The sequence below is a fragment of the Paraburkholderia sp. 22098 genome, from assembly GCF_052045935.1.
In the GTDB taxonomy this organism is placed as follows: domain Bacteria; phylum Pseudomonadota; class Gammaproteobacteria; order Burkholderiales; family Burkholderiaceae; genus Paraburkholderia; species Paraburkholderia caledonica.
The window spans coordinates 25,291-49,838 of record NZ_JBQEPV010000018.1; the positions used below are offsets into that span (position 1 = coordinate 25,291).

General features: G+C 62.7%; 26 protein-coding genes. 16 read left to right on the forward strand and 10 right to left on the reverse strand.

Features of this window, described 5'->3' with window-relative positions:
- Window positions 1-133: 133 nt before the first annotated feature.
- The 3 genes from ACTJLB_RS28305 to polA all read right to left on the reverse strand — a co-directional run bounded on the left by ACTJLB_RS28305 (window position 134) and on the right by polA (window position 5,338).
- On the reverse strand, window positions 134-1,006 hold the full coding sequence (locus tag ACTJLB_RS28305) for a dienelactone hydrolase family protein (RefSeq protein WP_440785238.1): 873 nt from the start codon (window positions 1,004-1,006) through the stop codon (window positions 134-136).
- 88 nt (window positions 1,007-1,094) lie between these two features.
- The gene (locus tag ACTJLB_RS28310; protein ID WP_020071007.1) at window positions 1,095-2,441 is read right to left on the reverse strand and encodes an NAD(P)/FAD-dependent oxidoreductase; all 1,347 of its coding nucleotides are present in this window, start codon (window positions 2,439-2,441) and stop codon (window positions 1,095-1,097) included.
- 155 nt (window positions 2,442-2,596) lie between these two features.
- Window positions 2,597-5,338 (reverse strand): DNA polymerase I, encoded by a 2,742-nt coding sequence (polA, locus tag ACTJLB_RS28315; protein ID WP_440785239.1) that lies wholly within the window; start codon window positions 5,336-5,338, stop codon window positions 2,597-2,599.
- 1 nt (window position 5,339) lies between these two features.
- On the opposite strand from polA, the gene ACTJLB_RS28320 reads away from it, so the two are divergent.
- Window positions 5,340-6,083: a TIGR00730 family Rossman fold protein gene (locus ACTJLB_RS28320; RefSeq protein ID WP_440785240.1), complete on the forward strand. Its 744-nt coding sequence runs from the start codon at window positions 5,340-5,342 to the stop codon at window positions 6,081-6,083.
- 37 nt (window positions 6,084-6,120) lie between these two features.
- On the opposite strand, the gene ACTJLB_RS28325 is transcribed toward ACTJLB_RS28320, so the two are convergent.
- Entirely contained in the window at window positions 6,121-7,053 is a 933-nt protein-coding gene (locus tag ACTJLB_RS28325) for a transcriptional regulator GcvA (protein ID WP_440785241.1), read from the reverse strand.
- 97 nt (window positions 7,054-7,150) lie between these two features.
- On the opposite strand from ACTJLB_RS28325, the gene ACTJLB_RS28330 reads away from it, so the two are divergent.
- Together ACTJLB_RS28330 and ACTJLB_RS28335 are read left to right on the forward strand one after the other, a co-directional pair.
- Window positions 7,151-7,720, forward strand: coding sequence for a chromate transporter (locus ACTJLB_RS28330; RefSeq protein ID WP_027805094.1), 570 nt, complete (start codon window positions 7,151-7,153; stop codon window positions 7,718-7,720).
- A complete protein-coding gene (locus ACTJLB_RS28335) occupies window positions 7,717-8,244 on the forward strand; it encodes a chromate transporter (protein WP_020071012.1) in 528 nt (175 codons plus the stop codon). Before ACTJLB_RS28330 ends, ACTJLB_RS28335 begins: the two co-directional genes overlap by 4 nt.
- Before the next feature lie 75 nt (window positions 8,245-8,319).
- Here ACTJLB_RS28335 and ACTJLB_RS28340 read toward each other — a convergent pair whose 3' ends face one another.
- A complete protein-coding gene (locus ACTJLB_RS28340; RefSeq protein WP_088176594.1) occupies window positions 8,320-9,846 on the reverse strand; it encodes an AMP nucleosidase in 1,527 nt (508 codons plus the stop codon).
- 200 nt (window positions 9,847-10,046) lie between these two features.
- Here ACTJLB_RS28340 and ACTJLB_RS28345 point away from each other — a divergent pair, with 200 nt between their 5' ends.
- The 6 genes from ACTJLB_RS28345 (at window position 10,047) to ACTJLB_RS28370 (ending at window position 15,316) form a co-directional block, all read left to right on the forward strand.
- Entirely contained in the window at window positions 10,047-10,442 is a 396-nt protein-coding gene (locus tag ACTJLB_RS28345) for a hypothetical protein (RefSeq protein WP_020071014.1), read from the forward strand.
- A 218-nt stretch (window positions 10,443-10,660) separates the two neighbouring features.
- Window positions 10,661-11,656, forward strand: a complete 996-nt coding sequence (locus ACTJLB_RS28350; RefSeq protein ID WP_440785242.1) for a homoserine kinase — start codon at window positions 10,661-10,663, stop codon at window positions 11,654-11,656.
- Window positions 11,647-12,456, forward strand: coding sequence for a BPSS1780 family membrane protein (locus ACTJLB_RS28355; protein WP_020071017.1), 810 nt, complete (start codon window positions 11,647-11,649; stop codon window positions 12,454-12,456). The genes ACTJLB_RS28350 and ACTJLB_RS28355 overlap by 10 nt, the downstream gene beginning before the upstream one ends.
- A 193-nt stretch (window positions 12,457-12,649) precedes the next feature.
- On the forward strand, window positions 12,650-13,102 hold the full coding sequence (locus tag ACTJLB_RS28360) for a MarR family winged helix-turn-helix transcriptional regulator (RefSeq protein ID WP_440785243.1): 453 nt from the start codon (window positions 12,650-12,652) through the stop codon (window positions 13,100-13,102).
- A 171-nt stretch (window positions 13,103-13,273) separates the two neighbouring features.
- Entirely contained in the window at window positions 13,274-13,693 is a 420-nt protein-coding gene (locus ACTJLB_RS28365) for an organic hydroperoxide resistance protein (protein WP_020071019.1), read from the forward strand.
- A 123-nt stretch (window positions 13,694-13,816) separates the two neighbouring features.
- Entirely contained in the window at window positions 13,817-15,316 is a 1,500-nt protein-coding gene (locus tag ACTJLB_RS28370) for a cryptochrome/photolyase family protein (RefSeq protein WP_440785244.1), read from the forward strand.
- Window positions 15,317-15,452: 136 nt separating this feature from the next.
- On the opposite strand, the gene ACTJLB_RS28375 is transcribed toward ACTJLB_RS28370, so the two are convergent.
- A complete protein-coding gene (locus ACTJLB_RS28375; RefSeq protein WP_084530981.1) occupies window positions 15,453-15,629 on the reverse strand; it encodes a DUF3563 family protein in 177 nt (58 codons plus the stop codon).
- 109 nt (window positions 15,630-15,738) lie between these two features.
- Window positions 15,739-16,929, reverse strand: coding sequence for an extracellular catalytic domain type 1 short-chain-length polyhydroxyalkanoate depolymerase (locus ACTJLB_RS28380; protein ID WP_440785245.1), 1,191 nt, complete (start codon window positions 16,927-16,929; stop codon window positions 15,739-15,741).
- Window positions 16,930-17,262: 333 nt separating this feature from the next.
- Between ACTJLB_RS28380 and ACTJLB_RS28385 the strand changes: the two genes are divergently transcribed.
- From ACTJLB_RS28385 to ACTJLB_RS28400, 4 genes are all read left to right on the forward strand, one after another.
- Window positions 17,263-17,964 (forward strand): phosphatase PAP2 family protein, encoded by a 702-nt coding sequence (locus tag ACTJLB_RS28385; protein WP_087752728.1) that lies wholly within the window; start codon window positions 17,263-17,265, stop codon window positions 17,962-17,964.
- 130 nt (window positions 17,965-18,094) lie between these two features.
- Window positions 18,095-18,868: a molybdate ABC transporter substrate-binding protein gene (modA, locus tag ACTJLB_RS28390; protein ID WP_027805097.1), complete on the forward strand. Its 774-nt coding sequence runs from the start codon at window positions 18,095-18,097 to the stop codon at window positions 18,866-18,868.
- Window positions 18,869-18,919: 51 nt separating this feature from the next.
- On the forward strand, window positions 18,920-19,594 hold the full coding sequence (modB, locus tag ACTJLB_RS28395; protein WP_020071025.1) for a molybdate ABC transporter permease subunit: 675 nt from the start codon (window positions 18,920-18,922) through the stop codon (window positions 19,592-19,594).
- 1 nt (window position 19,595) lies between these two features.
- Complete coding sequence (locus ACTJLB_RS28400) at window positions 19,596-20,297, forward strand: sulfate/molybdate ABC transporter ATP-binding protein (protein WP_440785246.1); 702 nt, start codon at window positions 19,596-19,598, stop codon at window positions 20,295-20,297.
- Between the two features lie 41 nt (window positions 20,298-20,338).
- Here ACTJLB_RS28400 and ACTJLB_RS28405 read toward each other — a convergent pair whose 3' ends face one another.
- Together ACTJLB_RS28405 and ACTJLB_RS28410 are read right to left on the reverse strand one after the other, a co-directional pair.
- The gene (locus tag ACTJLB_RS28405) at window positions 20,339-21,175 is read right to left on the reverse strand and encodes a TOBE domain-containing protein (protein WP_020071027.1); all 837 of its coding nucleotides are present in this window, start codon (window positions 21,173-21,175) and stop codon (window positions 20,339-20,341) included.
- 154 nt (window positions 21,176-21,329) lie between these two features.
- A complete protein-coding gene (locus tag ACTJLB_RS28410; protein WP_020071028.1) occupies window positions 21,330-21,713 on the reverse strand; it encodes a tautomerase family protein in 384 nt (127 codons plus the stop codon).
- A gap of 98 nt (window positions 21,714-21,811) precedes the next feature.
- Here ACTJLB_RS28410 and ACTJLB_RS28415 point away from each other — a divergent pair, with 98 nt between their 5' ends.
- Complete coding sequence (locus ACTJLB_RS28415; protein ID WP_440785247.1) at window positions 21,812-22,663, forward strand: LysR family transcriptional regulator; 852 nt, start codon at window positions 21,812-21,814, stop codon at window positions 22,661-22,663.
- 51 nt (window positions 22,664-22,714) lie between these two features.
- On the opposite strand, the gene ACTJLB_RS28420 is transcribed toward ACTJLB_RS28415, so the two are convergent.
- The gene (locus tag ACTJLB_RS28420; protein ID WP_440785248.1) at window positions 22,715-23,272 is read right to left on the reverse strand and encodes a hypothetical protein; all 558 of its coding nucleotides are present in this window, start codon (window positions 23,270-23,272) and stop codon (window positions 22,715-22,717) included.
- Between the two features lie 114 nt (window positions 23,273-23,386).
- On the opposite strand from ACTJLB_RS28420, the gene ACTJLB_RS28425 reads away from it, so the two are divergent.
- Both ACTJLB_RS28425 and ACTJLB_RS28430 read left to right on the forward strand, forming a co-directional pair.
- Entirely contained in the window at window positions 23,387-23,824 is a 438-nt protein-coding gene (locus tag ACTJLB_RS28425; protein WP_087752677.1) for an MbcA/ParS/Xre antitoxin family protein, read from the forward strand.
- On the forward strand, window positions 23,821-24,522 hold the full coding sequence (locus ACTJLB_RS28430; protein WP_088176547.1) for an RES family NAD+ phosphorylase: 702 nt from the start codon (window positions 23,821-23,823) through the stop codon (window positions 24,520-24,522). The genes ACTJLB_RS28425 and ACTJLB_RS28430 overlap by 4 nt, the downstream gene beginning before the upstream one ends.
- Window positions 24,523-24,548 lie beyond the last annotated feature (26 nt).

A 24,548-nucleotide genomic window follows, 5' to 3' on the forward strand; every position in this document is an offset into this window, starting at 1 on the left:
GCAACGGCCTTTTTATGTGTTGTATGCGGCGGGGACCGGGCGGCCCGAAGGAGTCGCAGCGGCAAGTCACGCGCGGCGCAGAAGCAGAAGCCGCACTGTCGAAGCTCAAAGCTCAAAGCTCGAAGCCCGAAGCTCAAACCACTCCGTGCTGCCTGAACCACGCCAGCGTTCGACTCCAGCCGTCTTCCGCGTCGGCCTTCTTGTAGCTCGGCCGGTAGTCCGCGAAAAACGCGTGGCCCGCATCGTCGTACACAACGAATTGCGAATCGCGCGCGACCTGCGGCCCTTGCGCAATCGCCTGCTTCATCTGCTCGAGCGAGTCCTGCGGAATGCTTTGGTCCTGCAACCCGTAGAGACCGAGCACCGGCGCATGCAGATCCGCCACGCGGTCGAGCGGGTTCGTGGGCGTAGTCGCCGTGCGATCGCCGGTAACACGTCCATACCACGCAACCGCCGCCTTGAGCCGCGGATTGTGCTCGGCGTACAGCCACGCGATGCGCCCGCCCCAACAGAAGCCCGTCACGCCCAGCCGGTTCAGATCGCCGCCATGCTCGCCGGCCCACGCGACTGTCACGTCGAGATCGGCCATCGCCTGTTCGTCCGGCACCTTGCTCAAGATCTGCTGACTGATTTGCTGGATGGTCGGAAGCGCCATCGGATCGCCTTCGCGGACAAACAGATCCGGCGCGATCGCCAGATAGCCGAGCTTGGCGAAACGCCGGCACACGTCGGCGATATGCTCGTGCACGCCGAACGCCTCATGAATGACGATGATCACCGGCAGATGCGTCTTACCCTTTGGCTGCGCGCGGTAGGCCGGCACGAGCGTGCCGCCTGAACGCACGGCGATCTCGCCGGCTTCGAGACCTTCGCTGTCGGTATGGATGGTTTGCGCCGACACGGGCAACACGGCGGCAGCAAAACCAGTGCCGATCGCGGCCTTGATGAAAGTGCGCCGGTTGAAGGGAACGTGCGGGACCAGGCTGTCGACATCGGGATTCAGCATGCGGGCGCTCCTCGTTGAACGGTGGAGGCAACAGGATACGCCTCACGCGCGTCCTGTTGCAGATGCAACCTCTTCGCGAGGCGCGCCTTTAGTGCAGCTTCACGCGCGGTAACGTGGTGCGCCGCAGCCAGTGCGCAAACGTGTCGAGCACCATTCGGGCGTAGCCGTGTAGCGCGGCAATATGCAGCCGGTACAGCGACATGTACATGAAACGCGCGAACAGTCCTTCGATCAGCATATTGCCGCCGATCACGCCGCCCATCAGATTGCCGACCGCGCTGAAGTGTCCAAGCGACACGAGCGAGCCGAAGTCGCGATACGTGAATTCCGGCAGCGGCCTGTTTTCAAGCCGCGCAGCGAGCGCTTTCAGAAGAAAGCTCGCCTGCTGATGCGCGGCTTGCGCGCGAGGCGGCACATTCTTTTCGTTACCGGGCCAAGGGCAGGCAGCGCAATCGCCAAGCGCGAAGACGTTGTCGTCGATCTCGGTTTGCAGCGTGCGGCGCACGTTGAGCTGACCGAGGCGGTTGACCGGCAAGCCGTCGAGCTGGCTCAGAATAGCGGGCGCCTTGATACCTGCCGCCCACACCGTCAGATCGGCACGCACGGTTTTTCCGCTCGCGGTGCGGATGATGCCGGGCGCGACCTCGGCCACGGTCTCGCTCGTCATGAGCTTTACGCCGAGCTTGGTGAGCAGCTCGGCGGTGGCCGTCGACACACGTTCCTGCAGAGCCGGCAAAATGCGCGGCCCTGCCTCGATCAACACAATGCCCACGTCGTGCCGAGGATCGAGCTTGTGCAGACCATACGCGGACAACACCTGAGCCGTATTGCGCAACTCGGCCGAGAGTTCGACGCCCGTCGCGCCGCCGCCGACAATCGCCACCTGAATGCGCGGCTCGGAAGAAGGCGACGTGCCCGGTCCCGATTCGACCGGCTCGTGCGCCTGATGCTCGGCCCGCATGCAAGCCGCGATAAGGCGCTTGCGAAAGCGCTCGGCCTGGCTCACGGTGTCGAGTGCCAGAGAGAACTCGGGCGCGCCTTTCACGCCGAAGAATGCCGTCGTGCTGCCGATCGCGATGATCAGCGTGTCGTACTCGAGCTGGCGTTCGGGAAGGAGTTCGGCGCCGTCGTCGTCGAGCACTGTGCCAAGGGTAAGACGCCGGTTCGCGCGGTCGAGGCCCGTCAGTTCGCCCTGCTGGAACTCGAAGCCATGCCAGCGCGCTTGCGCGGCATATTCGAGTTCCTGCGTGAACGGGTCCATACTGCCGGCCGCCACTTCGTGCAGCAGCGGCTTCCAGATGTGCGTCGGATTGCGGTCGACGAGCGTGACCTGAGCCCGCGTACCGGCTTTGTTCTTGTGACCATAGCGATCGCCTAAGCGAGTTGCCAGCTCCAGTCCTCCTGCGCCTCCGCCAACGACGATAAACCGATGCATTGAACTCTCCGTATTTGCCAATGGGTTGTGCGTCGTGATCGCGCGCGAGAGGCACGCGTCTTTACCGATTGTCCGCGAGCAGCATGGTTTGTCACAAGCCGCCAATACGCATATGTGACATGCACACGACGATATCGCGCGCCGTCACACAGGCGTCAATGCGCTTCCTCCCAGTTGAGGCCCGCGCCCACTTCGGCGACCAGCGGGACTTTCAGCGCGGCGACACCGCACATCAACTCGGGCAGACGCTGGCGCACTTCGGACAGTTCCGCGTCCGGCACTTCGAGAATGAGTTCGTCGTGCACCTGCATGATCATGCGGGTGCCGATCCTGGATTGTTCGATCCACTTCTGCACCGCGATCATCGACAACTTGATCAGATCGGCAGCCGTACCTTGCATTGGCGCGTTAATGGCCGCGCGCTCCGCGGCCTGGCGGCGCGGACCATTGCCGCCGTTGATTTCCGGCAGCCACAGCCGGCGGCCGAACACCGTTTCGACATAACCCTTCGCCTTCGCGTTCAGACGCGTTTCGTCCATATAGCGAGCGACGCCCGGATAGCGCGCGAAGTAGCGGTCGATATAGAGCTTCGCGGCGTCGCGCGTAATGCCGAGGTTCGACGCGAGGCCGAACGAACTCATGCCATAGATCAGACCGAAGTTGATGACCTTCGCCACGCGCCGCTGATCGTTCGACACTTCGAGCGGCGTCACGCTGAAAATCTCGGACGCAGTCGCGCGGTGAATGTCTTCCCCTTGGGAGAACGCGCGCAGCAACGATTCGTCGCCGGAAATGTGCGCCATGATGCGCAGTTCGATTTGCGAGTAATCCGCCGAGACGAGCTTGTGCCCCGGCGGCGCAATGAAGGCCTCGCGAATACGGCGGCCTTCGCCTGTGCGCACGGGAATGTTCTGCAGGTTCGGATCGTTCGACGCAAGGCGCCCCGTGACCGCAACGGCCTGCGCGTAATTCGTGTGCACGCGACCGGTTGTTGCGTTGACCATGCGCGGCAGCTTGTCGGTGTAGGTGGACTTGAGCTTCGACAAGCCGCGGTGTTCCAGCAGGATTTTAGGCAGCGGATAATCTTCCGCGAGCTTCTGAAGGACTTCTTCGTCAGTGGACGGCGCGCCGCTCGGCGTCTTCTTCACGACTGGCAATTCGAGTCTCTCGAAGAAGATCTGACCGATCTGCTTCGGCGAGCCGAGATTGAATTCGCCGCCGGCGAGCACATACGCCTCGCTCTCCAGCTGAATCAGACGCGCGGCGATTTCGCTGCTTTGCTGACGAAGTTTTTCCGCGTCGATCAGCACGCCGGTACGCTCCATCTTGCGCAACACGCGCGACGTGGGCACTTCGATGTCGCGATAGACATGCTCGAGCGCCTCTTCCGCAGCAAGCTGCGGATACAGTGCCTGATGCAGACGCAATGTCACGTCGGCGTCTTCTGCCGCATATTCGGCGGCTTTGTCCAGCGCGACTTCGTCGAAACCGATTTGCTGGGCACCTTTGCCCGCGACGTCTTCGTACTTGATCGTTTTGATGCCGAGATGGCGCAACGCCAGGTTGTCCATGTCATGCGGACGATGCGACTCCAGCACGTACGATTGCAACAGCGTGTCGTGTTCGACGCCGCGCATCTCGATACCGTAATTGGCCAGCACCTGCTCGTCGTACTTCAGATGCTGACCGACCTTCTTGTGCTCCGCGCTTTCGAGCCACGGCTTGAGCCTCGCAAGCACTTCGTCGCGCGGCAGTTGCACAGGCGCGTCGGGGCCGCGATGCGCGAGCGGCACATAAGCGGCATGACCCGCTTCTACCGACAGTGACAGACCCACGATTTGCGCGGTCATTGGATCGAGCGACGTGGTTTCGGTGTCGAACGAGGTCAACTCAGCTGCGTTGATTTTTTGCAGCCACGCGTCGAACTGTTCCCACGTTTGCACGGTTTCGTAGTGGCGCTCGTGATCGACGCTGAGCGCGGGCGGCACGTCGGTTTCCGGCCCTTCGACCGCATCGGCAATTTCGACCTCGCGCAGCCAGGTCTTGAACCCGTGACGCGTGAAGACATCGCGCAATTCTTCGCGCGATTCGGGCCGGCTCTGCAAATTCTCCTCGATCGACGTGAGATGCCCGGTCAGATCGCAATGACGCTCCACGGTGACGAGCTTACGCGCCATCGGCAGAAAATCCAGAGCTCGTCGCAGATTGTCTCCTACCGCACCTTTGATCTCGTCTGCATGTGCGACGATGCCATCAAGCGACTCGAATTGCGACAGCCATTTGAGCGCGGTTTTCGGCCCGCATTTCTCGACGCCGGGCACGTTGTCGACGGTATCGCCGATCAACGACAGGTAGTCGACAATGCGCTCCGGGGGGACGCCGAACTTCGCAAGAACGCCGGCGCGGTCGAGTTTTTCGTTGGTCATCGTATTGATGAGGGTGACATGATCCGACACGAGCTGCGCCAGATCCTTGTCCCCGGTCGACACGATCACGTTCATGCCACGCTTTTCCGCCTCGGTGGAAAGCGTGCCGATCACGTCGTCGGCTTCCACGCCGTCGATCATCAGAAGCGGCCAGCCGAGTGCACGCACGGCCACATGAATTGGCTCGATCTGCCGCGAGAGATCGTCCGGCATCGATGGCCGATTCGCCTTATAGTCGGGATACCAGTCGTCGCGAAACGTTTTGCCCTTGGCGTCGAACACGCACGCGCTATACTCTGCTGTGACTTCCTTGCGCATGCGCCGCAGCATGTTGATCATCCCGTAGAGCGCACCTGTGGGACCACCATCGGGCCCGCGCAGATCAGGCATCGCATGGTAGGCCCGGTACAGATAACTCGAACCGTCGACCAATAGCAGGGTCTTACCTTCAAGGCTTCGTTCTTCAGGCATTATGACTAAGAGAAAAGTGATTCCGAGTCTGCGATCACTCGCAGATCAAGAGCGCGCAACGGCAAAAAAGGCCCGCGCATCGTGGCAGATGTTCACGATTATGGCAGAGTTTATCGAGGCGACCGAGTACCTCTCGGAGATCCGCCCCGCTGTCAGCATCTACGGTTCAGCGCGCCTGAAACCCAGCTCGCCGTACTACAAACTCGCCACGCAAATTGCCCGCAAGCTCTCCGATGCAGGCTTCGCCGTGATCTCCGGCGGCGGCCCAGGCATCATGGAAGCCGCAAATAAAGGCGCTCATGCAGGCAAGGCGCCTTCGGTCGGGTTGAATATCGAGTTGCCGCACGAGCAGTCCGGTAACCAGTGGCAAGACATCTCGCTGCGCTTCCGTCATTTCTTCACGCGCAAGGTTACGTTCGTGAAGAATTCAGATGCCGTGATCGTGATGCCCGGTGGCTTCGGCACGCTCGACGAACTCGCGGAAGTACTCACGCTCATTCAAACCAAGAAGTCGCGTCACGTGCCGATCATTCTGGTGGGCGCAGAGTTCTGGGAAGGTCTGCTTGCGTGGTTCAACAACTCGCTCACGCCTATGGGCCTCATCAATCCGACGGACATCGACCTGATGCAGGTGATCGACGACCCGGACCAGGTGCTCGAAGCGGTGCTCAAGTTCTACGAAGATCGCGAAGGCGCTGAGCCGCAACCCACCAAGTCTGAAGAAGACCGCATGTTCTATCTGTAACGTGCGAGCGCAGCGTTCGCGCTGCAACTCTGCTGGATCACTCATTCAAGCGGGCGGCCTCGGGGCTGCCCGTTTGCGTTTGCGCCTGATCGGTCTGATCGCCTTGCGCCTGCAACCATTCGCAGAATTGCGCGACGAGCGGCGCATGGGCGACCTCTCTTCTTGCCACCCACCAATAGCCGCGCGCGTCGATGCGCGGCGCCGCCAGCGGCATCACGAGGCGGCCGGACGCGAGTTCGTCGGCAAGTAACGGCAGCGGGCCCAGCGCCACGCCGAGTCCATCTACTGCGGCCTGCAAGGCCAGATAGAAGTGATCGAACGATTGCTTCTTCCGGCATTTCGCCGTCACGCCCGCGGCCGACAACCAGTTGCCCCAGGCATCGGGCCGCGTGTCGGAATGCAGGAGAACGTGTCGCGCGAGGTCGTCCGCCGTGTTGATCGGCGAGCGCTGCAGTAGCGCGGGACTGCACACAGGAAGCTCGCTCTCGCCAAGAAAGTGGCCGCTCACACAGTTTGGCCAGTGAGCGGGGCCTCGCCTCACCGCAACGTCGAAGCTATCCAATGTTTCGACCGGCGCGTTCGACGTCGCCAATCGCAATTCGACGTTCGGCACCTTGCGCTGGAATTGATGCAGGCGCGGCAGCAGCCATTTCATCGCGAACGTGGGCAGCGCATTGACCCGCAGCACGTGAACCACGCCGGTGTCGCGTAATTGATCGGTGGCGTGCGCGATGCTGTCGAACGCGGCCTGCACGGTGGACAGATAGCGGCGGCCAGCCGTCGTCAGGCGCACGCGCTTGCCGTGACGATGGAACACCTGCACGCCGAGCCACGACTCGAACGCCGCGACTTGCCGGCTGATTGCACCGTGCGTCACATGCAGTTCGTTCGCCGCAGCGGTGAAGCTTTCGTGTCGCGCCGCAGCTTCAAAGGCGCGCAGCGCGGGAAAAGGAGGAAGATTACGGGCCATGCTTGTGATTGTAGATCACAAAGACGCGCGCAAAAATCGTTTTGCCGCATGGCGTTTCGGCGCTAACCTCTTGAGCTTGAACGGAAAGCGAAGCGCCATGGACCACAATCTCACCTCACTCGACTCCGCCGCAGGGCCGAGGCCCACTCTGCGGGAAATTTTCAGCGGTTTTCTGGGCTTGGGACTCATCTCATTTGGCGGAGCACTGCCGCTCGCGCGCCGCGCGCTTGTCGAGCAACGCCGCTGGCTGAACGCGGAAGACTTCACCGATCTGCTGGGGCTTTGCCAGTTTCTGCCGGGCGGCAATGTGATCAATCTCTCAGTAGCCGTCGGCATGCGCTTTCGCGGAATCCCGGGCGCGCTCGCTGGATTGCTCGGCTTGATCGCCGGGCCGTCGCTGGTGGTGATCGGTCTTGGCGTGTTGTACGAGCGCACGCAGGACGACCCGCACGTGCGTCATCTATTTGCGGGACTCGCGGCGGCCGCAGCGGGGCTTCTCATTTCGATGGCCGTAAAAATCGTGCTGCCGCTGCGCAATAAACCGATGGCCGCGCTCATCGCCGCCCTCGGCTTCGTTGCTATCGCGATCATGCGGCTACCGCTGTTGCCTACCATGCTTGTGCTGACGCCGCTCAGCATCTACGTTGCATCGAGGAGCGCACAATGAACGACACGCTCGTTTCCCTCGCCATCATTTTCAGTCAGCTTTCGCTGCTCGCATTCGGCGGCGGCAATACCATTCTTCCGGAGATGCAGCGTCAGGTGGTCGAGGTGCATCACTGGATGCCGGCCAGCGAATTCAGTGCGCTCTTCGCGCTTGCCCAAGCCGCGCCGGGCCCCAACCTGATGATCGTCACACTGATTGGATGGCACGTGGCCGGCTGGCCTGGCATGCTGGTGACGTCGATCGCGAAGTTCGGGCCGTCGTCGATCGTGACCATACTCGCGCTCCACGCGTGGGACCGCTTCAAGGACCGGCCGTGGCGGCGTTATGCGCAGTTGGGGCTGGTGCCGGTTACGGCAGGCATCGTCGCAGCGAGCGCGGCGCTGATTGCGGAAGCGTCGGATTCGACGGCGATTGCGTGGGCAGTCACGGCGGCCACCGCCGCAATCGCATTGAAAACACGCATTCATCCGCTATGGCTGCTGGCCGCCGGAAGCTTGATCGGGCTGACCGGCTTTGGGCAGTAGACGCATCGGTTGATGTCCTTGCTCTTCCGCCGATCGCAGCCGCCGGCGGAAGAACCGCCCGACCCAACACTCCATTTACTGAAACGCCACCTCTGCAAAGCTGCGCAGCTTGCGGCTATGCAAACGATGCAGCCCGTTCTCGCGCAAAAGCTCCATGGCTTTCACGCCGATCTGCAGATGCTGGTCGACCTGCGCGCGATAGAACTGATCGGCCATGCCCGGCAACTTCAGCTCGCCGTGCAGCGGCTTGTCGGACACACATAACAAGGTGCCGTAAGGCACGCGGAAGCGGAATCCGTTTGCTGCAATGGTCGCGCTTTCCATGTCCAGCGCGATCGCGCGGCTTTGCGACAGCCGCTGAACCGGCTCACGATGATCGCGCAACTCCCAGTTGCGGTTGTCCACACTCGCGACCGTGCCCGTGCGCATAACCCGTTTGAGTTCCACGCCGTCGAGCCGCGTGACTTGCGCGACCGCGCGCTCCAGCGCAACCTGCACTTCGGCGAGCGCTGGAATCGGAACCCACAGCGGCAGATCGGCGTCGAGTACATGATCTTCTCGCACGTAGCCGTGCGCGAGCACATAGTCGCCGAGGCGCTGCGTGTTGCGCAGGCCCGCACAGTGGCCCAGCATGATCCACGCATGCGGACGCAGCACGGCGATGTGATCGGTGATGGTCTTCGCGTTCGACGGCCCGACGCCGATGTTGATCATCGTGATGCCGCTGCCGTCCGCGCGCTTCAGGTGATACGCGGGCATCTGCGGCAGACGCGGCGGCGCCGTGCCTTCCTGCGCCTGCTCGCCGAGATTCTCGTTGTAGATGACCACGTCGCCCGGTTCGACAAACGACGTGTATTCGCTGCGATAGGCGCGCAGTTCCTCGTCGTCTGTATGGGCCATCATGGTGCGGCCAAGTTTGACGAATTCGTCGATATAAAACTGGTAGTTCGTGTACAGCACGTAGTTCTGGCAATGCGTGGGCGAAGTCGCCGTGTAGTGCTTCAGCCGATGCAGAGAGAAATCCACGCGCGCCGCCGTGAACAGCGCGAGCGGATGCGGCTCGCCCGCCAGCGGCTCATACGTGCCGTTGACGATACGGTCGTCGAGCAGCGCCAGGTCGGGCGTGTCGAACACGTCGCGCATCAGGAAGAGGCGCTCGCGATCCAGATCGCCTTCGAGGTGAATGCCCTCGGCAAACGCAAAATGAATGGGGATTGGCTGATTCGACACGCCAACTTCGATCTTCACGTGATGGTTTTTAGCGAGCAGACGCAACTGCTCACGATAGTAGTTGCCGAACAGGTCGGGGCGCGTAACGGTCGTCTCGAACACGCCGGGGCCGGCGACAAAACCGTACGAGCGGCGCGAGTCGATATGCGTGTTGACTTCGGTGCAGACGCGCACGAACGGGTAGCAAGCACGTACCCGGCGTTCGAACAGCTCGTTGCGGCGATAGCGCGCGAAGGCGTCGCGCAGAAATGACGTGTTGGCTTCGTAAATGGCCGACAGGCGTGTGACGGCCTCGGCGGCGTCGTCAAAGGATTCGGTCGGGAAGCTGTTGGCGGGAGTTTGCACCGCGCGTTGATTGGTATCGTTGTTCATCTTCATTCGCCTCTATTGATGAGACGACATTACCACGGAACCCATGATCGCCAAATGACCTCGCGGCGCACGCAGCAGCCGCCGCCCGGGGGCGAGCGAGATTGCGGGCGCACTGCGCGAAAGCGGCGCAAAATAAGGCGATTGCGCCCGTGGCAGAAGCTGGATTTGCTAGAATCGGGGCACCATTCCGGAGAATCACCATGAAGCCGCTCCTTCCCGTCGCCGTTGCACTGGCCCTTGCCTTTGGCAACGCCGCGATGGCTGCCCAGCCTGTCGACGACACTCCGCCCCCGGGCGCGCCGCAGTCCGCCAACGAACGCGCCGGCCTGCCCGACCTGGAGAAGATCAACCGGCCGGCAGCCGAGGTCAGCTCGAAGGTGGAAATCAACGTCCCGCGCACGCCGAGCTTCCACGAGCGCAGCGGGAACGGCACGGAAATCACTGAATACCGCGACAAAGGCAAGCCCGTCGAAATCAACGTCCGCTCGAACCTTGGCACGCGCTATCAGATGAGCGCGCCGCTCGATACGTCGCCCACCGTGCGCGACAACGGACGCGCGAGCACGCGTCTGCCTTCGGTGAACCTGAGGTACTGATGCCTGGCGGGGCGCCGGCGCCGCTCCTGATCAATGCCCTGCGCCGGCGCGCGTCGCCGGTGCTGTGAGCTTGAATTCCGCATCGCGCGGCGGTGCGCCGAGCTTCGCAACCGTTCCACCGACCTGCCTGAACGCGCGCTCCACACTGCTTTCACCACCGCACGTAGCCCGCTGGCCACATCGCGCCAGCCCGACCAACCTGACCTGACGTTTCCCGCATGGCTGTCTTCACCGCTGTCACCGAATCCCAACTAGCAGACTGGATGCGCCATTACGATCTCGGCGAAGTTGTCGAATTTCGCGGCATTACGTCCGGCATCGAAAACAGCAACTTTTTTCTCACGACGACGCGCGGCGAATACGTCCTCACCATTTTTGAAAAGCTCACGGCCGGGCAGTTGCCGTTCTATCTGAACCTGATGCGCCATCTTGCGGAGCACCGCGTGCCGGTGCCGGACCCCATGCCGCGCGAGGACGGGTCGCTGTTCGGCATCCTGCACGGCAAGCCCGCCGCTATCGTGACGAAGCTCGAAGGCGCGCCTGAACTGGCGCCGGGCGTCGAACATTGCATCGAAGTCGGACAGATGCTTGCGCGCATGCATCTCGCCGGGCGCGATTACACCGGCTATCAGCCGAACCTGCGTAGCCTGCCGTGGTGGAAGGAAACGGTGCCGACCATCCTGCCGTTTCTCGAAGGCGAGCAGCGTGACTTGCTGTCGTCCGAGCTCGCGTATCAGGAGGCGTTCTTCGCGTCGGCAGATTACGCGGCGCTGCCTGAGGGACCCTGTCACGCCGACCTGTTCCGCGACAACGCCATGTTCGCGCATGCCGCGCCGGAAACCGGTCACGAGGTTCGTCTCGGCGGCTTCTTCGATTTTTACTTCGCCGGCTGCGACAAGTGGCTGTTCGACGTCGCGGTCACCGTCAACGACTGGTGCGTCGACCTCGCCACGGGCAAGCTCGACGAGGCGCGCACCGAAGCCATGCTGCGCGCGTATCAAACGGTGCGTCCTTTTACCGTCGAAGAAAACCGTCATTGGGGCGACATGCTGCGGGCGGGCGCGTACCGTTTCTGGGTCTCGCGCCTGTATGATTTTCATTTGCCGCGCGCGGCCGAACTGCTTAAACCGCACGATCCCGGCCATTTCGAACGCATTCTGCGCGAGCGCCTACCCGGCGTCGCACTTCCAGGCATTCACACCTCATGCAACTGATCGAAGTTCCCGCGAAAACTGGCTATGTATGGTTCCGGCAAGGTATCTGGCTGTTCCGCAAGAATCCGCTCGCGTTTCTCACGCTCTTCTTCACCTATCTGCTGGTGATGACGCTGGTTGCGCAAATCCCGCTGATCGGCAGCGTGTTGCCGCTCGCATTTATTCCAGGCGTCGCCGTCGGCTTCATGGCCGCATGCCGCAATACGATCGCGGGCAAGCCCGTCTTTCCGACAATCCTCGTGGATGGCTTCCGTTCGTACGGACCAGTGGTCGCCCGGCGGCTGATCGTGCTCGGCGTGTTCTACGTAATCGCAATGGCGGTGGTGCTCGCGGGTTCGGCACTCGCCGACGGCGGCATGTTGCTGAAGGTGATGCTTGGAGCGGGCGCGGCAATGGACCCTCAGGCAGTCGCCAACAGCAATATGCCGCTCGCCGTGGTTACGGCCTTTGCGTTCTACATTCCGGTGGCCATGCTGTTCTGGTTCTCGCCCATTCTTGCGGCATGGCACGATGTACCGCCCGTCAAGGCGATGTTCTTCAGCCTCGTCAGTTGCTGGCGAAATCGCGGCGCATTCATCGTGTTCGGCGCACTGTGGTTTGCCGTGGCAATGATAGTGTCGCTCGGCTTGTCGGCATTGATGCAGGCGCTCGGCGCGGGTGACTTCGCGTTCGCCGTGCTGATGCCCGCCACGATGATCGTCACGACCATGCTGTATTGCTCGTTCTACGCGACATATCGCGGCTGCTACGGCGTGCAGACTCCGCAAACGCCTGATCTGCCGACTACACCGGCAGCCTGAGGCCTTACGCCGGGCGCCCATTGCCGCTCGCAACACGGGCGCTCTGTTGCTTGTTTGGCGGCGCTGCGTCTACCGCGGCGCCCGCTTCTCGTAGTCCGCCTTTACATCTCATAGTCGTCAATGTGCGCCGATTTGCGGCACAATGGTTTGCACTCAATCTATTTGCGTGCACTCCTTTGACACGAGATGCATCATGACCCAGCGCCCCGCTTTGCCCTTCACGCTCGACGAGCAACTGTGCTTCGCCCTCTACTCCACGTCGCTGGCGATGACCAAGGCCTACAAGCCGCTTCTCGACAAGATCGGTCTCACGTATCCGCAATATCTGGCGATGCTGGTGCTATGGGAAAGCGACGACGTCACGGTCAAGGGAATGGCCGCGCGGCTGAACCTCGATTCGGCAACTGTTACGCCCCTGCTCAAGCGCCTCGAGACGCAAGGTCTGGTGGAACGGGTGCGGGGAGTGGAAGACGAACGTCTCGTCTACGTTCGGCTCACCAAGGCCGGCGCAGCGCTCAAGCGTCAGGCCCGCGAGGTGCCCGCCGAAATCTTTTGCGCCACGCAACAGACGCCCGAATTCCTGCTGCGTTTGCGCGATGATCTGACTCGCCTGCGCACCACGCTTAACGACTACACGGATAACTAGACGCGCCGGTGCAAACGCTGGCTATCGACGCCATGCAAAATTTAATTTGTACACAAATGATTTGTGTACTATATTTATCACATGCCGCTTCACTGGCACCGCGCCACAACGGCAGGTAGCGCGAAGCGGCAACATGCAGATCTTCCCAAACCCAGATCAAGGAGCAGCGCGATGAACATCCTCTACAAAGCAAGTGCAACGAGCACCGGTGGCCGCGACGGCCGTGCAGTATCGTCCGACAACGCGTTGGACGTGAAGCTCGCTGCGCCGCGCGAATTGGGAGGCAACGGCGCAGCCGGCACGAACCCTGAACAGTTGTTCGCCGCTGGCTATTCGGCATGTTTTCTCAGCGCAATGAAGTTTGTCGCGGGTCAGCACAAGCAGACGCTGCCTGCCGATACTCAGGTCACCGCAGAAGTCGGCATCGGTCCGAACGACAAGGGCGGCTTCGCACTGGACATCGATCTTCGCATCTCGCTGCCGGGTCTGGATGCAGATGCAGCTAAAGAACTGGTCGACGCCGCTCACCAGGTTTGCCCGTACTCGAACGCTACGCGCAACAACGTCGCAGTTCGTCTGCAAGTCGCGTAAGCTGCCAGGTCGGCGGATCGCTCACGGCTCGCCGGGAAACGCGGCACTTCAACTGCCGGCCTCATCCGCGCCCGCCCTCGACGCCGAGGGCGGGCGCGCAGCCATTTACATCTCAACTTGCCGATGACACGCGTCCGACGACTGAACGACACCTTCGACACCGGCCTGGTCTGGTTTCGCCGTGACCTGCGCAGCACCGATAACGCCGCGCTGTACTATGCGCTCAAGCATTGCGAGCGCGTGTGGTGCGTGTTTGTGTTCGATACGACGATCCTGCAACCGATCGTTGATAAGTGGGTGACGCGTCATCCGGGCACGCAGGCGCAAGATCGCCGTGTCGAGTTCATTCTTGCGTCGCTGGGCGAACTCGACGACGCGCTGCGCGCTCAGGGTGGCGGGCTCGTCGTGCTGAGCGGCGATCCGGCCGATCTCGTGCCGAAGCTCGCCAACGAGTTGCAGGTCGATGCGGTATTTGCGAACCACGACTACGAACCCGCCGCGATCGAGCGGGACGAGAACGTGCGCGAGCGTGTCGCCGAGGCAGGACGCCAATGGCTGACTTTCAAGGATCAGGTGATTTTCGAGCGCGCCGAACTGTTGACTGGCCAGAACAAGCCATTCACGGTTTTCACGCCGTACAAGAACGCGTGGCTCAAGCAACTGACGAGCTTTGATCTGAAGCCTTATCCGGTCGAAACCTACGCAAACCACCTGGCGAAGCTGCCGGCAAAGCTAGACCGGCATCTACCGACGCTAGATCAACTGGGTTTCGCGCCCAGCAATCTCGGAGAGCTCGAGTTGCCCACCGGCATGAGCGGCGCCCGGCGGCTGCTCGACGACTTTCTGACGCGTATCGACAGCTACGCAGAACGGCGGGATTTTCCGGCGGCCAAGGGTCCTAGCTATCTGTCGGTGCACTTGCGCTTTGGCACCGTGTCGATTCGCACGCTCGCACGGCTCGCTCATGAGATGTCTCTGCAACCGGACGGCCAAGGCTCGGCCACGTGGCTCTCGGAACTGATCTGGCGGGATTTCTACTTCATGATCCTGTCGCATCACCCCAGGTTGGCGGGCGGGGCGTCGTTCAAGGAAGAGTACGACCGTCTGCGTTGGGAGCAGGGCCCGGAAGCGGATGAAGCGTTCGCCGCATGGTGCGAAGGCCGCACCGGCTATCCGCTGATCGACGCGGCCATGTTGCAGCTCAACAGCACCGGCTACATGCATAACCGCCTGCGCATGGTGACCGCGAGTTTTCTGGTGAAAGACCTAGGCGTGGACTGGCGGCTCGGGGAGCGCTATTTCGCCGATCAACTGAACGATTTCGACTTCGCGGCGAATAACGGCGGCTGGCAATGGGCGGCTTCCACAGGATGCGACGCGCAGCCCTATTTCCGGATCTTCAACCCAGTCACGCAATCGGAGAAATTCGATGCCGACGGCCGGTTCATCAAACGCTATTTGCCGCAGTTGGGGAAACTGCCGGCCAAATGGATCCACGCGCCGTGGCTGGCGGGCGCGGAACGGCTCGCACAATACGACGTTGTGTTAGGCAAGGATTACCCGGAGCCGATTGTCGACCACGCGCAGGCGAGAGCCCGGACGCTGGCTCGATTCGGAAAGTGAGCACACGCTCACCGCGTCTTGTGACGCAGCCGGAAAGCGGGTTTTTGTAGCAGCGCTACTGGCTTGGAGCCGACGCTCAGCCCTTCGCCAGCACCGGCGTCATTTGCTACCGCCGATGCTTCAATTACAGCGCAGCTTAGTGCTGGCTCATCCACGACGGCTGACGAAAGTTCGCGTCGCGATCCAGCTTGCGCATGCGGAACTCGAGGTCGTACAGGTCTGTCGCTTCGGCCAGGAACGCGTCAGCGCGTTCTTTTGCGAGTTGTTCGGGCGACTTGGTCAGAAAGAGGAACAAGCGGGTAAGCAGGTACATGATGAGAACCTCGGCAATGAGTGTAGGCATTAACGCCTAGGGGATAACCCGTATTATAGGGAAAACCCTAGGATTACGCCAACATTCATTTTCGGCTGTTGCTCAAAAGTCACCGTGCGTACGCAGAGGCGTCGGCCGAAGTGCTCTCGGCGACGCCCGCGCCCACCCGCCGTTGGTGCTTGAAGAACTCCCACACCATGGCGCTGGCGTCCGGGCCCTTCGCGGAATGAAACGGCACAGAGTCGTCTCCGCCGCTCCAGGCATGCGCGACGCCTTGCACGTGACACACGCGAACGACGCGCCGGCCGCTGCGGAAATAGTCGCGTAGCGTCATGCCGCCCTTGCGGTCTTCGCGCATTTCGCCGGATTTGCGCGCGCCTTTGGGATCGATCATCCGATTCAGACGCAAAAATTGCGTCGCAAGCTGGTCGGCGTTGACCGGCGCAACCACATGATCGGCGTCGCCGTGGATGATGAGCGCCGGCATGCCCGGGTAGTGCGCAACGTCCGCCACCTCATCGACGAGTTCAGCAGGATCGCGCCGCGCGCCGCGCCGCATCACGTCCATCGCCGTAATGCCGGAGCGGGCTTCGCCAAAAGCAGGTCCAGAGTGCAGCGCGACCGCCGCAAAGCGGTCCGGAAAACGCAGCGCCAGCAGCGCCGCGAGCCCCGCCCCCGCAGAAATTCCAGCCACATAAACGCGCTCGCTGTCGAAACCATGCTGGGCGACCAGCGCATCGACGAGCGACACCACCGCCCGCGCCTCGGCACCACCGGCGCTTTCGCCGGCGTCGTACCAGTGCCAGCAGCGGTGCGAATGCGCATGCTTCGACTGTTCCGGATAAACGACAGCAAAGCCGTAGCGGTCCGCCAGCACGTTCATCCGGGTACCTTGCGCGAATTCGTCGATGGATTGCGTGCAGCCGTGCAACATCACAAGCAGCGGCATGGCTTCGAGAGCGTGGCCCGACGGAACGTAGAGGCCGTATTGAAGATGATTAACCAGCCGGCCGGGCGCCGCAGGCGCCGAATGGAACGAACGCGTCCACGATCCGCTCGCCCAGGCGGCCGCCCGTGGCCGCACCCGCGATTCGCGTGCGGCCGCGTGCGGCGCTTCGCGTTTGACGGGCGAACGCAATGCGGCAGATTTCAGCGGGCGGACCTTCGTCGACGGCTTGCTGGAGGCCGCGCGGGCCGGGCGCTTAGTGGCGCGCTTGGCGGTCGTGTGGACGTGCTCGGTCTGAATAGCGAGCAGGCGCTTGAGGCCGCGGAGCCAGATTTTCGATAGACTTTTTGCCATCGGCGCTGAACCTCGCAAAAAGGGCAGGATTGACGAACGCACATGCGTTTCTTGTGCAATGCACAATAACATCAATCCTCAGGCGATGCAGGAGCCGCCTAGCGAGTCCGCCGGCATCGCTCGCCGCACCAAACCTTGTCCCCGACCGCCATTAAAGGTTGCTGGCGCCTGTTAGCCGCCTAACATCCCCAGGCAAAAAGCTTGTCTGCGCGCCGCGAGCCGTCGGCAGGCGCCGTCTATACTAGGCGCTTACCCCAACGCGTCGGCGCTTTGCCTCGCTCGCGCGTTAGTGAGATATCAATGATTCTATGCGGCTCTGACCGCCTTTTCTCGATGCCCGACCTACCAGCCCAACTGTGGTATTCGATCACCAGCCTCGGCGGCGCCGGCATGACGCTGCCGCTAGCGTTCGCCATCGCGCTGTGGCTCGGGGTCGGCTACACGTGGCGCATGGCGGCCGGCTGGCTGTTGCTGCTCGGCGCGGCAATCGGCGTCGTGACGGTGACGAAGCTGGCGTTCCTCGGCTGGGGCGTAGGCGTGCGCGAGTTCGATTTCACGGGCGTCAGTGGCCATGCCATGCTCTCGACGGCCGTCTATCCGGTCGCCCTGTTCCTGATGCTTTTGCGCACGCGACCGCCCGTCCGCGTGCTGGGCGTTGTACTCGGGCTGGCTGCCGGAATGGCGGTTGGGTTGTCGCGCGTCGTGCTGAGCGCGCACTCGCCTTCGGAAGCAATTACTGGGTGTCTCGTCGGCGCGCTAGCCGCGCTTTTGTTCGTGCGGATGGCGTGGAACGCTGTCCCCGAGCGCCTTTCCGTGCTCCCCGTCGCGGTCAGCCTGATGGCGCTTGCCGTGCTGATGCACGGCGTTCACGTGCCGACTCAGCGCTGGGTGACGCACATCGCGCTGAAAGTCTCCGGCCACGACCGGCCGTTCATCCGCGCAAAGTGGAAGGCCGTGCGCGATGTCCGGCCGGCCGCCGCGCCGCTCTCGCAGACGCGAAACAGCCTCGCGCCGCCGCGCTCTCTGAACGCCTAAGCCGTTTTCTGCCTCGCCATCCGCCTTCTTCGCGCAACGGCATGCTCGTCGCGCCAGCGCTATAACCTCGTCTATATTACGATACGGGTTTCCAATCATGGTCCGGCGCGCGCCGGACTTCCACACGTTCATGACACTGTCCCGCCGCCTGCTGAAACAAGCGCTGCTGATGACCAGCGCGGTTTCTATTGTCTTTAGCGTCAACGCCCGCGCCGATGAACTGGTGGTGTCCGCCGCCGCGAGCCTGACCAATGCGTTCACCGCAGTGAGCGAAGCCTTCGAAAAGCAGCACGCCGGCACCAAGGTTCTGCTGAATTTCGGCGCGTCCGACGTACTGATGCAGCAAATCGCCAAAGGCGCGCCCGCCGACGTTTTTGCGTCGGCCGACCAGAAGGCCATGGACAAGGCCGCGGCGGAGAAAGTCATCGTACCGGCCACGCGTAAGGACTTCGCTGCCAATTCGCTCGTTCTGATCGTCCCGGCGGACAGCCGTTTTGCGCCGTCCAGTCTCAACGAATTGACGTCGTCGAATGTGAAACGGATTGCGTATGGCGATCCGGCCTCCGTGCCGGTTGGCCGCTACACGCAAGGTGCGTTGCAAGCCGCCGGCGTGTGGGATGCCGTGAGCGCCAAGGCCGTGCTGGCGGCGAACGTGCGTCAAAGCCTCGACTATGTGTCGCGTGGTGAAGTGGACGCCGGTTTCGTGTTCGGCACCGACGCCGCCATCGTCCCCGGCAAGGTGAAGGTCGCGCTGACGGTGCCGACGCAAACCCAGATCACCTACCCGATCGCGCAAGTGGAGGGCAGCCGTCATGCAGCGGACGCGCAGGCCTTCGTGAGCTTCGTTTTGTCGCCGGCCGGCCAGGCGGTGTTGGCGAAGTACGGTTTCAAACCGGCCCACTAACGTCCGGATCGCTCCACCTCCATCAACGTCGACAACGGACCGCAGACGATCATGCAACAAGCCTGGATTCCGCTGATGCTGTCACTCAAGGTGGCAGGCTGGGCGACCGCGCTGAATCTGGTGTTCGGTGTTGCCGCCGGTTTCGGCCTGTCGCGCTGGCGCTCGGGAGCGCGCGACGTCGTCGATTCGTTGCTGACGCTGCCGCTCGTCATGCCGCCCACGGTGCTCGGTTACTACCTGCTCGTCCTGCTCGGGCGACGCGGTGTGATCGGCGCCTGGCTCGACCGCTTCGACATTCAACTGGTGTTCACCTGGCAAGGCGCGGTGATCGCGTCGACGGTGGTGGCGTTCCCGCTCGTGCTGAAATCGGCGCGCGCCGCCTTCGAAGCAGTCGATCCCCAACTCGAACGCGCCGCGCGCACGCTCGGCGTCAGCGAAACGGCGGTTTTCTTTCGCGTGAGCCTGCCGCTTGCCGCGCGCGGAATTCTCGCCGGCGGGCTGCTCGCCTTCGCGCGGGCGCTCGGCGAATTCGGTGCCACGCTGATGATCGCGGGCAACCTGCCGGGCCGCACGCAGACGCTTTCGGTCGCGGTCTACTCAGCTGTGCAAGCGGGCGACGACGCCACGGCGAACTTCCTCGTGATCGTGACCTCGGTGACGTGCGTCGTGATCCTGCTGCTCGCCGGCCGCCTCGTGCCGCAGCGCACGCTTCTGGTTTCCCGCTGATATGCCGCTCGAAGTCGACATCCACAAGACATTCGTGAGCGCCGAGCGCCGCTTCGCGCTCGACGTCGCTTTCACTGCGACCACGCAGCGCGTGGTGCTGTTCGGCCCGTCCGGCGCGGGAAAGAGTCTGACGTTGCAGGCGATCGCCGGTCTGTTGCGTCCCGACGAAGGCAAGATCACGCTGCACGGCAATGCGCTGTTCGACAGCAAGCTCAATGTCGATCTGAAGCCGCAGGCGCGCAAGGTCGCGTACCTCTTCCAGGACTACGCGCTGTTTCCGCATCTGAACGTGCGTCAAAACATCGGTTTCGGCTTGCAGCGCGGCTGGTTCAATCCGCGCGCGCGCAGCAGTCATGCGCAGATCGATTACTGGCTCGACGCGCTGGAGTTACGCGGTGTCGCCGGCAACTATCCGGCGCAACTTTCGGGCGGACAGAAACAGCGCGTCGCGCTTGCGCGTGCGCTCGTCGCGCAACCTCAACTGCTGTTGCTGGACGAGCCGTTCTCGGCGTTGGACAGCACGCTGCGTCAGCGCATGCGGCTTGAGTTGTCCGACTTGCAGACACGGCTTGATATTCCGATGGTGCTTATCACGCACGATCCCGACGACGTAGCCGCCTTCGGCGATCAGGTCGTGCAGATCAGCGACGGCGGCGTTCGCGAAAGCCAGGCATTCAGCGGCTACGCACGCAGCGAAACCTGATCGGCGCGCGCCCTTGGCCTTGCTCTCTCTCGCACGAGCCCTCAGTCTTTCACGCCGAGTATCACGCTGGACGCCTTGAATGCCGCGACGGCGCTCGCGCCTTGTGCGAGACCGAGTGATTCGGCGCTCTCGTTCGTGACCACGGCGGTGATGATCGCGCCGCCTTCCAGCATGAGCGACACCTCGGCACTGACCGCGCCCCGCTTCACGCTTTGCACGATGCCGCGCAGCTGGTTGCGCGCAGAAAGCTTTAGCGGCGCGCTGTTTTCCCGTTCGACTAGCAACACGACCCACGACGCCTTGATCAACGCGAACGCCGCCGAGCCGACTGCAAGGCCGAGCGATTCAGTGCTTTCGTGCGTGAGGACGGCGACGATCGTGTGGCCGCCGGGGAGCGCGAGCGAGACTTCGTCGTTGATCGTGCCACGCGCGATATGCGCCACAGTGCCGTACAGCTGATTGCGTGCGCTCGTTTTTACACCGATGCGGCCGATCAGATCCCAGTCCGGCGCGAAACCTTCGATTGCGGCGCCCGCCCGCTCGAGAAAGCGCCGATGTTCGCGCTCTACCGCGCGGAATGTTTCGATGAGCTTGAGTGCGCGCGGCGTCAGCGTGGTACCGCCGCCACCCTTGCCGCCAGTCAGACGCACGACGAGCGGCTCGCCGGCGAGATTGTTCATTGCATCGACGGCGTCCCACGCGCCCTTGTAGCTCATGCCGACGGCCTTCGCCGCGCTGGTGATGGAGCCGGTTTCGCCGATCGCCGCGAGAAGCGCGATTCGCGACGCGCCGCCGAGCGTATTGGCGCCCGCCTGGAACCAGACCGAACCGCCGACTTCCAGCGGTTCGTGAGACGGATCGTTGAGCTCGGGTGCCATGGCGAGGAGCGGTCAGTGAATGATCGGAAACAGCGGATCATTATAGCGACCGGTGCTGCGCCCCTCGGAGGCTGAAGGCTACGCTAGCCAGGCAAGCCGAAAGGTAACACTGCCGCGCCGCCCGGACCGCATCGGTTGAAGCGAGCGCCGCCGCTCAAAGCGCGTATTGAGCGATCCCGTTGCCGAACGACCAGTTCTCCTTCAGGACTTCGACGAGGTTAATCAGCACATCCTCTCGCCTCAGCCCGGGCGACTCGTGCAACTCATCGACCATGCGCTTGTAGAGCGCCTTCTTCTGCTCCAGCGTGCGCGTGTTGTTCAGCGTTATCTGAATCATCACGAGATCGTCGGTTCGCTGCACATTCAGGTACTGGTTGTCGTACACGAAGTTGTCCGCTTCGTGCTCCGTGATCAACATGAAGATGTCGTCCTTCGGCACGTTGAATGTGGCAACGAGCGCCCGCTGGGTGCTGTCCGCAATTGCCTTCCGATATTCGGCGGGCTTGCCGGCGCGCAAAGCGATTCGGGTAATCGGCATGACTGACTCCTCAAATGTTTGAATACGTGCACACAGCTTAGGCCGGCCGGTTAATAATGAACAGATATTGCTAGCTATTTCATCTATATTCACTCGAAATGAAAGTCCTCGATCTGGATGCCGTCCGCGCGTTCGTGCTTGTCGCCGATCTGTGCAGCTTCACGCGCGCCGCCGCTGCGCTCGACACGACGCAATCCGCGGTCAGCCTCAAGCTCAAGCGCCTGGAAGTGCATCTGGGCAAGCAGTTGCTGGAGCGCACGCCCCGCGTGGTGCGTCTTTCCGTCGACGGCAAAGCGTTTCTCAGCGCTGCCCGCGAGCTGTTGACCGCGCATGAACGGGCGCTGGGGTCGCTGTCAGTGGACCGTCGGCGGCTCTCGCTCGGCCTGAGCGAACACGTTGCGGGGCCCGACCTGCCGCAACTGCTGGCGCGACTGAACGCGCACGACCCGGGGCTCGTGGTCGAACTGCACCTGGGTACGTCCGCTGCGTTGCTCGCCCATTTCGACGAACGCCGTCTCGATGCGGTGATCATCCGGTATGGCGCGGACGAACCGCCGCGCGACGACGCCCAGGTATTGTTCAGCGAGCCGCTCGAATGGCTGGCAACGCCGGCATGGCTGCCGCGAATGGGCGAACCATTGGCGCTCGCGCTGTTGAGCCCGCCGTGCAACGTGCGCGATGTCGCGCTGCGTACGCTGACGGAGGCGTCGGTGGCGTGGCAGGAGGTCTTCGTCGGTGGCGGCGTCGCGGCTGTCGGCGCGGCGGTGGCTGCGGGACTCGCGGTGTCGCCACTTGCGCGCAGAGTCGCGCCGCGCGGTTTGATCGATGTCGGCGGACGGCTTGGGTTGCCGCGACTGCCGGAGTCTCGCGTGACGCTGCACTCCCGCGTGCGGGACGAGCGTTCAAAGGAAACGCTGCGGCTCGTGACGAACGGGCTGGCGAGCGGGTGAGCTTGCTACGGAACGCGTTGTGGCTGCGTTGGCGATTAGCGGTTGGCCGACTCAGTGCAAGATCGGCGGAAGTGAACCGCTGCGGGCTGTTGCCGGGTCCGCGGTTGCTGCCGTCTGATTAGCGCTGGTATTTGGCGAGGGCGCGGAGGCGTGAGGCGCGATCGTCGCCGATGTTTTCGCCGCACTTCGCTTGCTCCCGTTGTCGCTCATCGCGCCGTCCCCGGCGGTGTGGCTTTGGGTCGTAGCGCCGTGCGTTGCCTTCGACTGAGCGGGTTGCATCTGCGCCACTTGGGCGCGGCCCTTCGTGGCTGGGGCGGCGACCGCTACCTTCTGCTTCGACTTACCTTGCGCCGTGTGAGAAGCTTTGGTGGTGCCCGTGGCCGCCACGCGTTTGCTAGCGCCGTGATCGGTCGACTTTTCCAGGTGACCGGCCGCGGTCGCCGACTTCGTAGCACCCTTCCCACCTCGCACAGACTGCCCGGAAAGCGCGCCGTGCTTGCCATGCGCGCTCGCCTCAGGCGGGTTCCACACTTCTGTATAGCCGGCCGCCATGGCCGCTCCAGACGCACACCACACGGCGATCCCCGTTGCTACTGCTCGAACCCACATCTGCCGCATCTCCTGAATCTTTGACTTTCGTGACGAGCCGGGATTATATTCCCTTGCAAAAATCCATATTTGGACTAGTATATGCAATAAGTACATATAAGGACTTACCCGCTCATGGCTCATGCCGCCCGCGCCACTCAGCCCGAAGCGCCTGTGCATCGGCCGACTTCGGAACCATCGTTTGCAGAAATGTCTGCGGCGGGTTTGCGCGCGTTCTTCAGAATTGCGCAAGACTGGGATCTGAGCGCCGACGAGCAGATCATGCTGCTCGGTTCGCCAGGCCGCTCCACTTTTTTCAAGTGGAAGCAGGCGCCGGAAACGGCGCGCGTCGGTCGCGATACGCTGGAGCGCCTGTCGTTGCTGCTCGGCATCTACAAGGCGCTGCAAATCCTGTTGCCGCAACCGGGCACAGCGGACACGTGGATCAAACGCCCTAATAGCGCACCGCCATTCGGCGGCCGTCGCGCGCTGGACCGCATGCTGGCGGGCAATGTCAGCGACCTCGTGGCCGTGCGCCAGTATCTCGACGCAATGCGAGGCGGCTGGGCGTGACAGAACCGCATTGGCAGGACCGCTGGCGCAGCGCGCCTCTGGATTGGTCGCCCGCGTATCGCGTGATTCCCACTCGCTTTCCGGCCGTCAATCTGTTCGATCGCGTTGCATCGCCGGAAGATTTCGACGCGTTATACGCGCTCGAAGCAATGACCAACGACCGTCTGCGCACCGAAGTCGGAGAACTCGATCTCGTGCCGCGTGAAGAACGCCGTTTTGGGCCGGGCTACGGACCGATCATGGCCGCGCTCACGCATCTGAATCCCCTAGGCAGCAGGTTTTCCGACGGCACCTACGGCGTGTTTTATTGCGCCCGTTCGCGCGTCACGGCCATCGCCGAAACGCGGTATCACACGGCCAGATTTCTCGAAGCCACCGCAGAGCCGCCAATGCGTCAGCAAATGCGCCTCTATACCGTCGTGGCACAAGGGGAAGTGGTCGACCTTCGCGGCGATCCGAAACTCGATCTCGCAGTGCTCTCTCCCGACGACTACCTCGCCGGTCAATCACTCGGCCGTGCGGTACGTGAGGCGGGAGCGCCGGGCATCGCGTATCCATCAGTGCGGGATACTGAAGGCGAATGCCTCGCTGCATTCAGGACAACGCTGTTGCGCGACTGTCACCACGCGGCGTATCTGGAATACAACTGGAACGGCACGAGCGTGGATATGGTGTTCGAGCTCAACCAGGTCGGCTGAGAGCGCCTCGATGGGCGCCTCGATAA

Coding starts and splice junctions, on each gene's coding strand:
- ACTJLB_RS28305 (WP_440785238.1), bottom strand. CDS start 1,006: ATGCTGAATCCCGATGTCGACAGCCTGGTCCCGCACGTTCCCTTCAAC.
- ACTJLB_RS28415 (WP_440785247.1), top strand. CDS start 21,812: ATGAAAGTCCTCGATCTGGATGCCGTCCGCGCGTTCGTGCTTGTCGCC.
- ACTJLB_RS28360 (WP_440785243.1), top strand. CDS start 12,650: ATGACCCAGCGCCCCGCTTTGCCCTTCACGCTCGACGAGCAACTGTGC.
- ACTJLB_RS28335 (WP_020071012.1), top strand. CDS start 7,717: ATGAACGACACGCTCGTTTCCCTCGCCATCATTTTCAGTCAGCTTTCG.
- polA (WP_440785239.1), bottom strand. CDS start 5,338: ATGCCTGAAGAACGAAGCCTTGAAGGTAAGACCCTGCTATTGGTCGAC.
- ACTJLB_RS28410 (WP_020071028.1), bottom strand. CDS start 21,713: ATGCCGATTACCCGAATCGCTTTGCGCGCCGGCAAGCCCGCCGAATAT.
- ACTJLB_RS28365 (WP_020071019.1), top strand. CDS start 13,274: ATGAACATCCTCTACAAAGCAAGTGCAACGAGCACCGGTGGCCGCGAC.
- ACTJLB_RS28345 (WP_020071014.1), top strand. CDS start 10,047: ATGAAGCCGCTCCTTCCCGTCGCCGTTGCACTGGCCCTTGCCTTTGGC.
- ACTJLB_RS28420 (WP_440785248.1), bottom strand. CDS start 23,272: ATGTGGGTTCGAGCAGTAGCAACGGGGATCGCCGTGTGGTGTGCGTCT.
- ACTJLB_RS28425 (WP_087752677.1), top strand. CDS start 23,387: ATGGCTCATGCCGCCCGCGCCACTCAGCCCGAAGCGCCTGTGCATCGG.
- ACTJLB_RS28375 (WP_084530981.1), bottom strand. CDS start 15,629: ATGTACCTGCTTACCCGCTTGTTCCTCTTTCTGACCAAGTCGCCCGAA.
- ACTJLB_RS28320 (WP_440785240.1), top strand. CDS start 5,340: ATGACTAAGAGAAAAGTGATTCCGAGTCTGCGATCACTCGCAGATCAA.
- ACTJLB_RS28325 (WP_440785241.1), bottom strand. CDS start 7,053: ATGGCCCGTAATCTTCCTCCTTTTCCCGCGCTGCGCGCCTTTGAAGCT.
- ACTJLB_RS28350 (WP_440785242.1), top strand. CDS start 10,661: ATGGCTGTCTTCACCGCTGTCACCGAATCCCAACTAGCAGACTGGATG.
- ACTJLB_RS28380 (WP_440785245.1), bottom strand. CDS start 16,929: ATGGCAAAAAGTCTATCGAAAATCTGGCTCCGCGGCCTCAAGCGCCTG.
- modB (WP_020071025.1), top strand. CDS start 18,920: ATGCAACAAGCCTGGATTCCGCTGATGCTGTCACTCAAGGTGGCAGGC.
- ACTJLB_RS28370 (WP_440785244.1), top strand. CDS start 13,817: ATGACACGCGTCCGACGACTGAACGACACCTTCGACACCGGCCTGGTC.
- ACTJLB_RS28340 (WP_088176594.1), bottom strand. CDS start 9,846: ATGAACAACGATACCAATCAACGCGCGGTGCAAACTCCCGCCAACAGC.
- ACTJLB_RS28330 (WP_027805094.1), top strand. CDS start 7,151: ATGGACCACAATCTCACCTCACTCGACTCCGCCGCAGGGCCGAGGCCC.
- ACTJLB_RS28400 (WP_440785246.1), top strand. CDS start 19,596: ATGCCGCTCGAAGTCGACATCCACAAGACATTCGTGAGCGCCGAGCGC.
- ACTJLB_RS28310 (WP_020071007.1), bottom strand. CDS start 2,441: ATGCATCGGTTTATCGTCGTTGGCGGAGGCGCAGGAGGACTGGAGCTG.
- ACTJLB_RS28385 (WP_087752728.1), top strand. CDS start 17,263: ATGCCCGACCTACCAGCCCAACTGTGGTATTCGATCACCAGCCTCGGC.
- modA (WP_027805097.1), top strand. CDS start 18,095: ATGACACTGTCCCGCCGCCTGCTGAAACAAGCGCTGCTGATGACCAGC.
- ACTJLB_RS28355 (WP_020071017.1), top strand. CDS start 11,647: ATGCAACTGATCGAAGTTCCCGCGAAAACTGGCTATGTATGGTTCCGG.
- ACTJLB_RS28405 (WP_020071027.1), bottom strand. CDS start 21,175: ATGGCACCCGAGCTCAACGATCCGTCTCACGAACCGCTGGAAGTCGGC.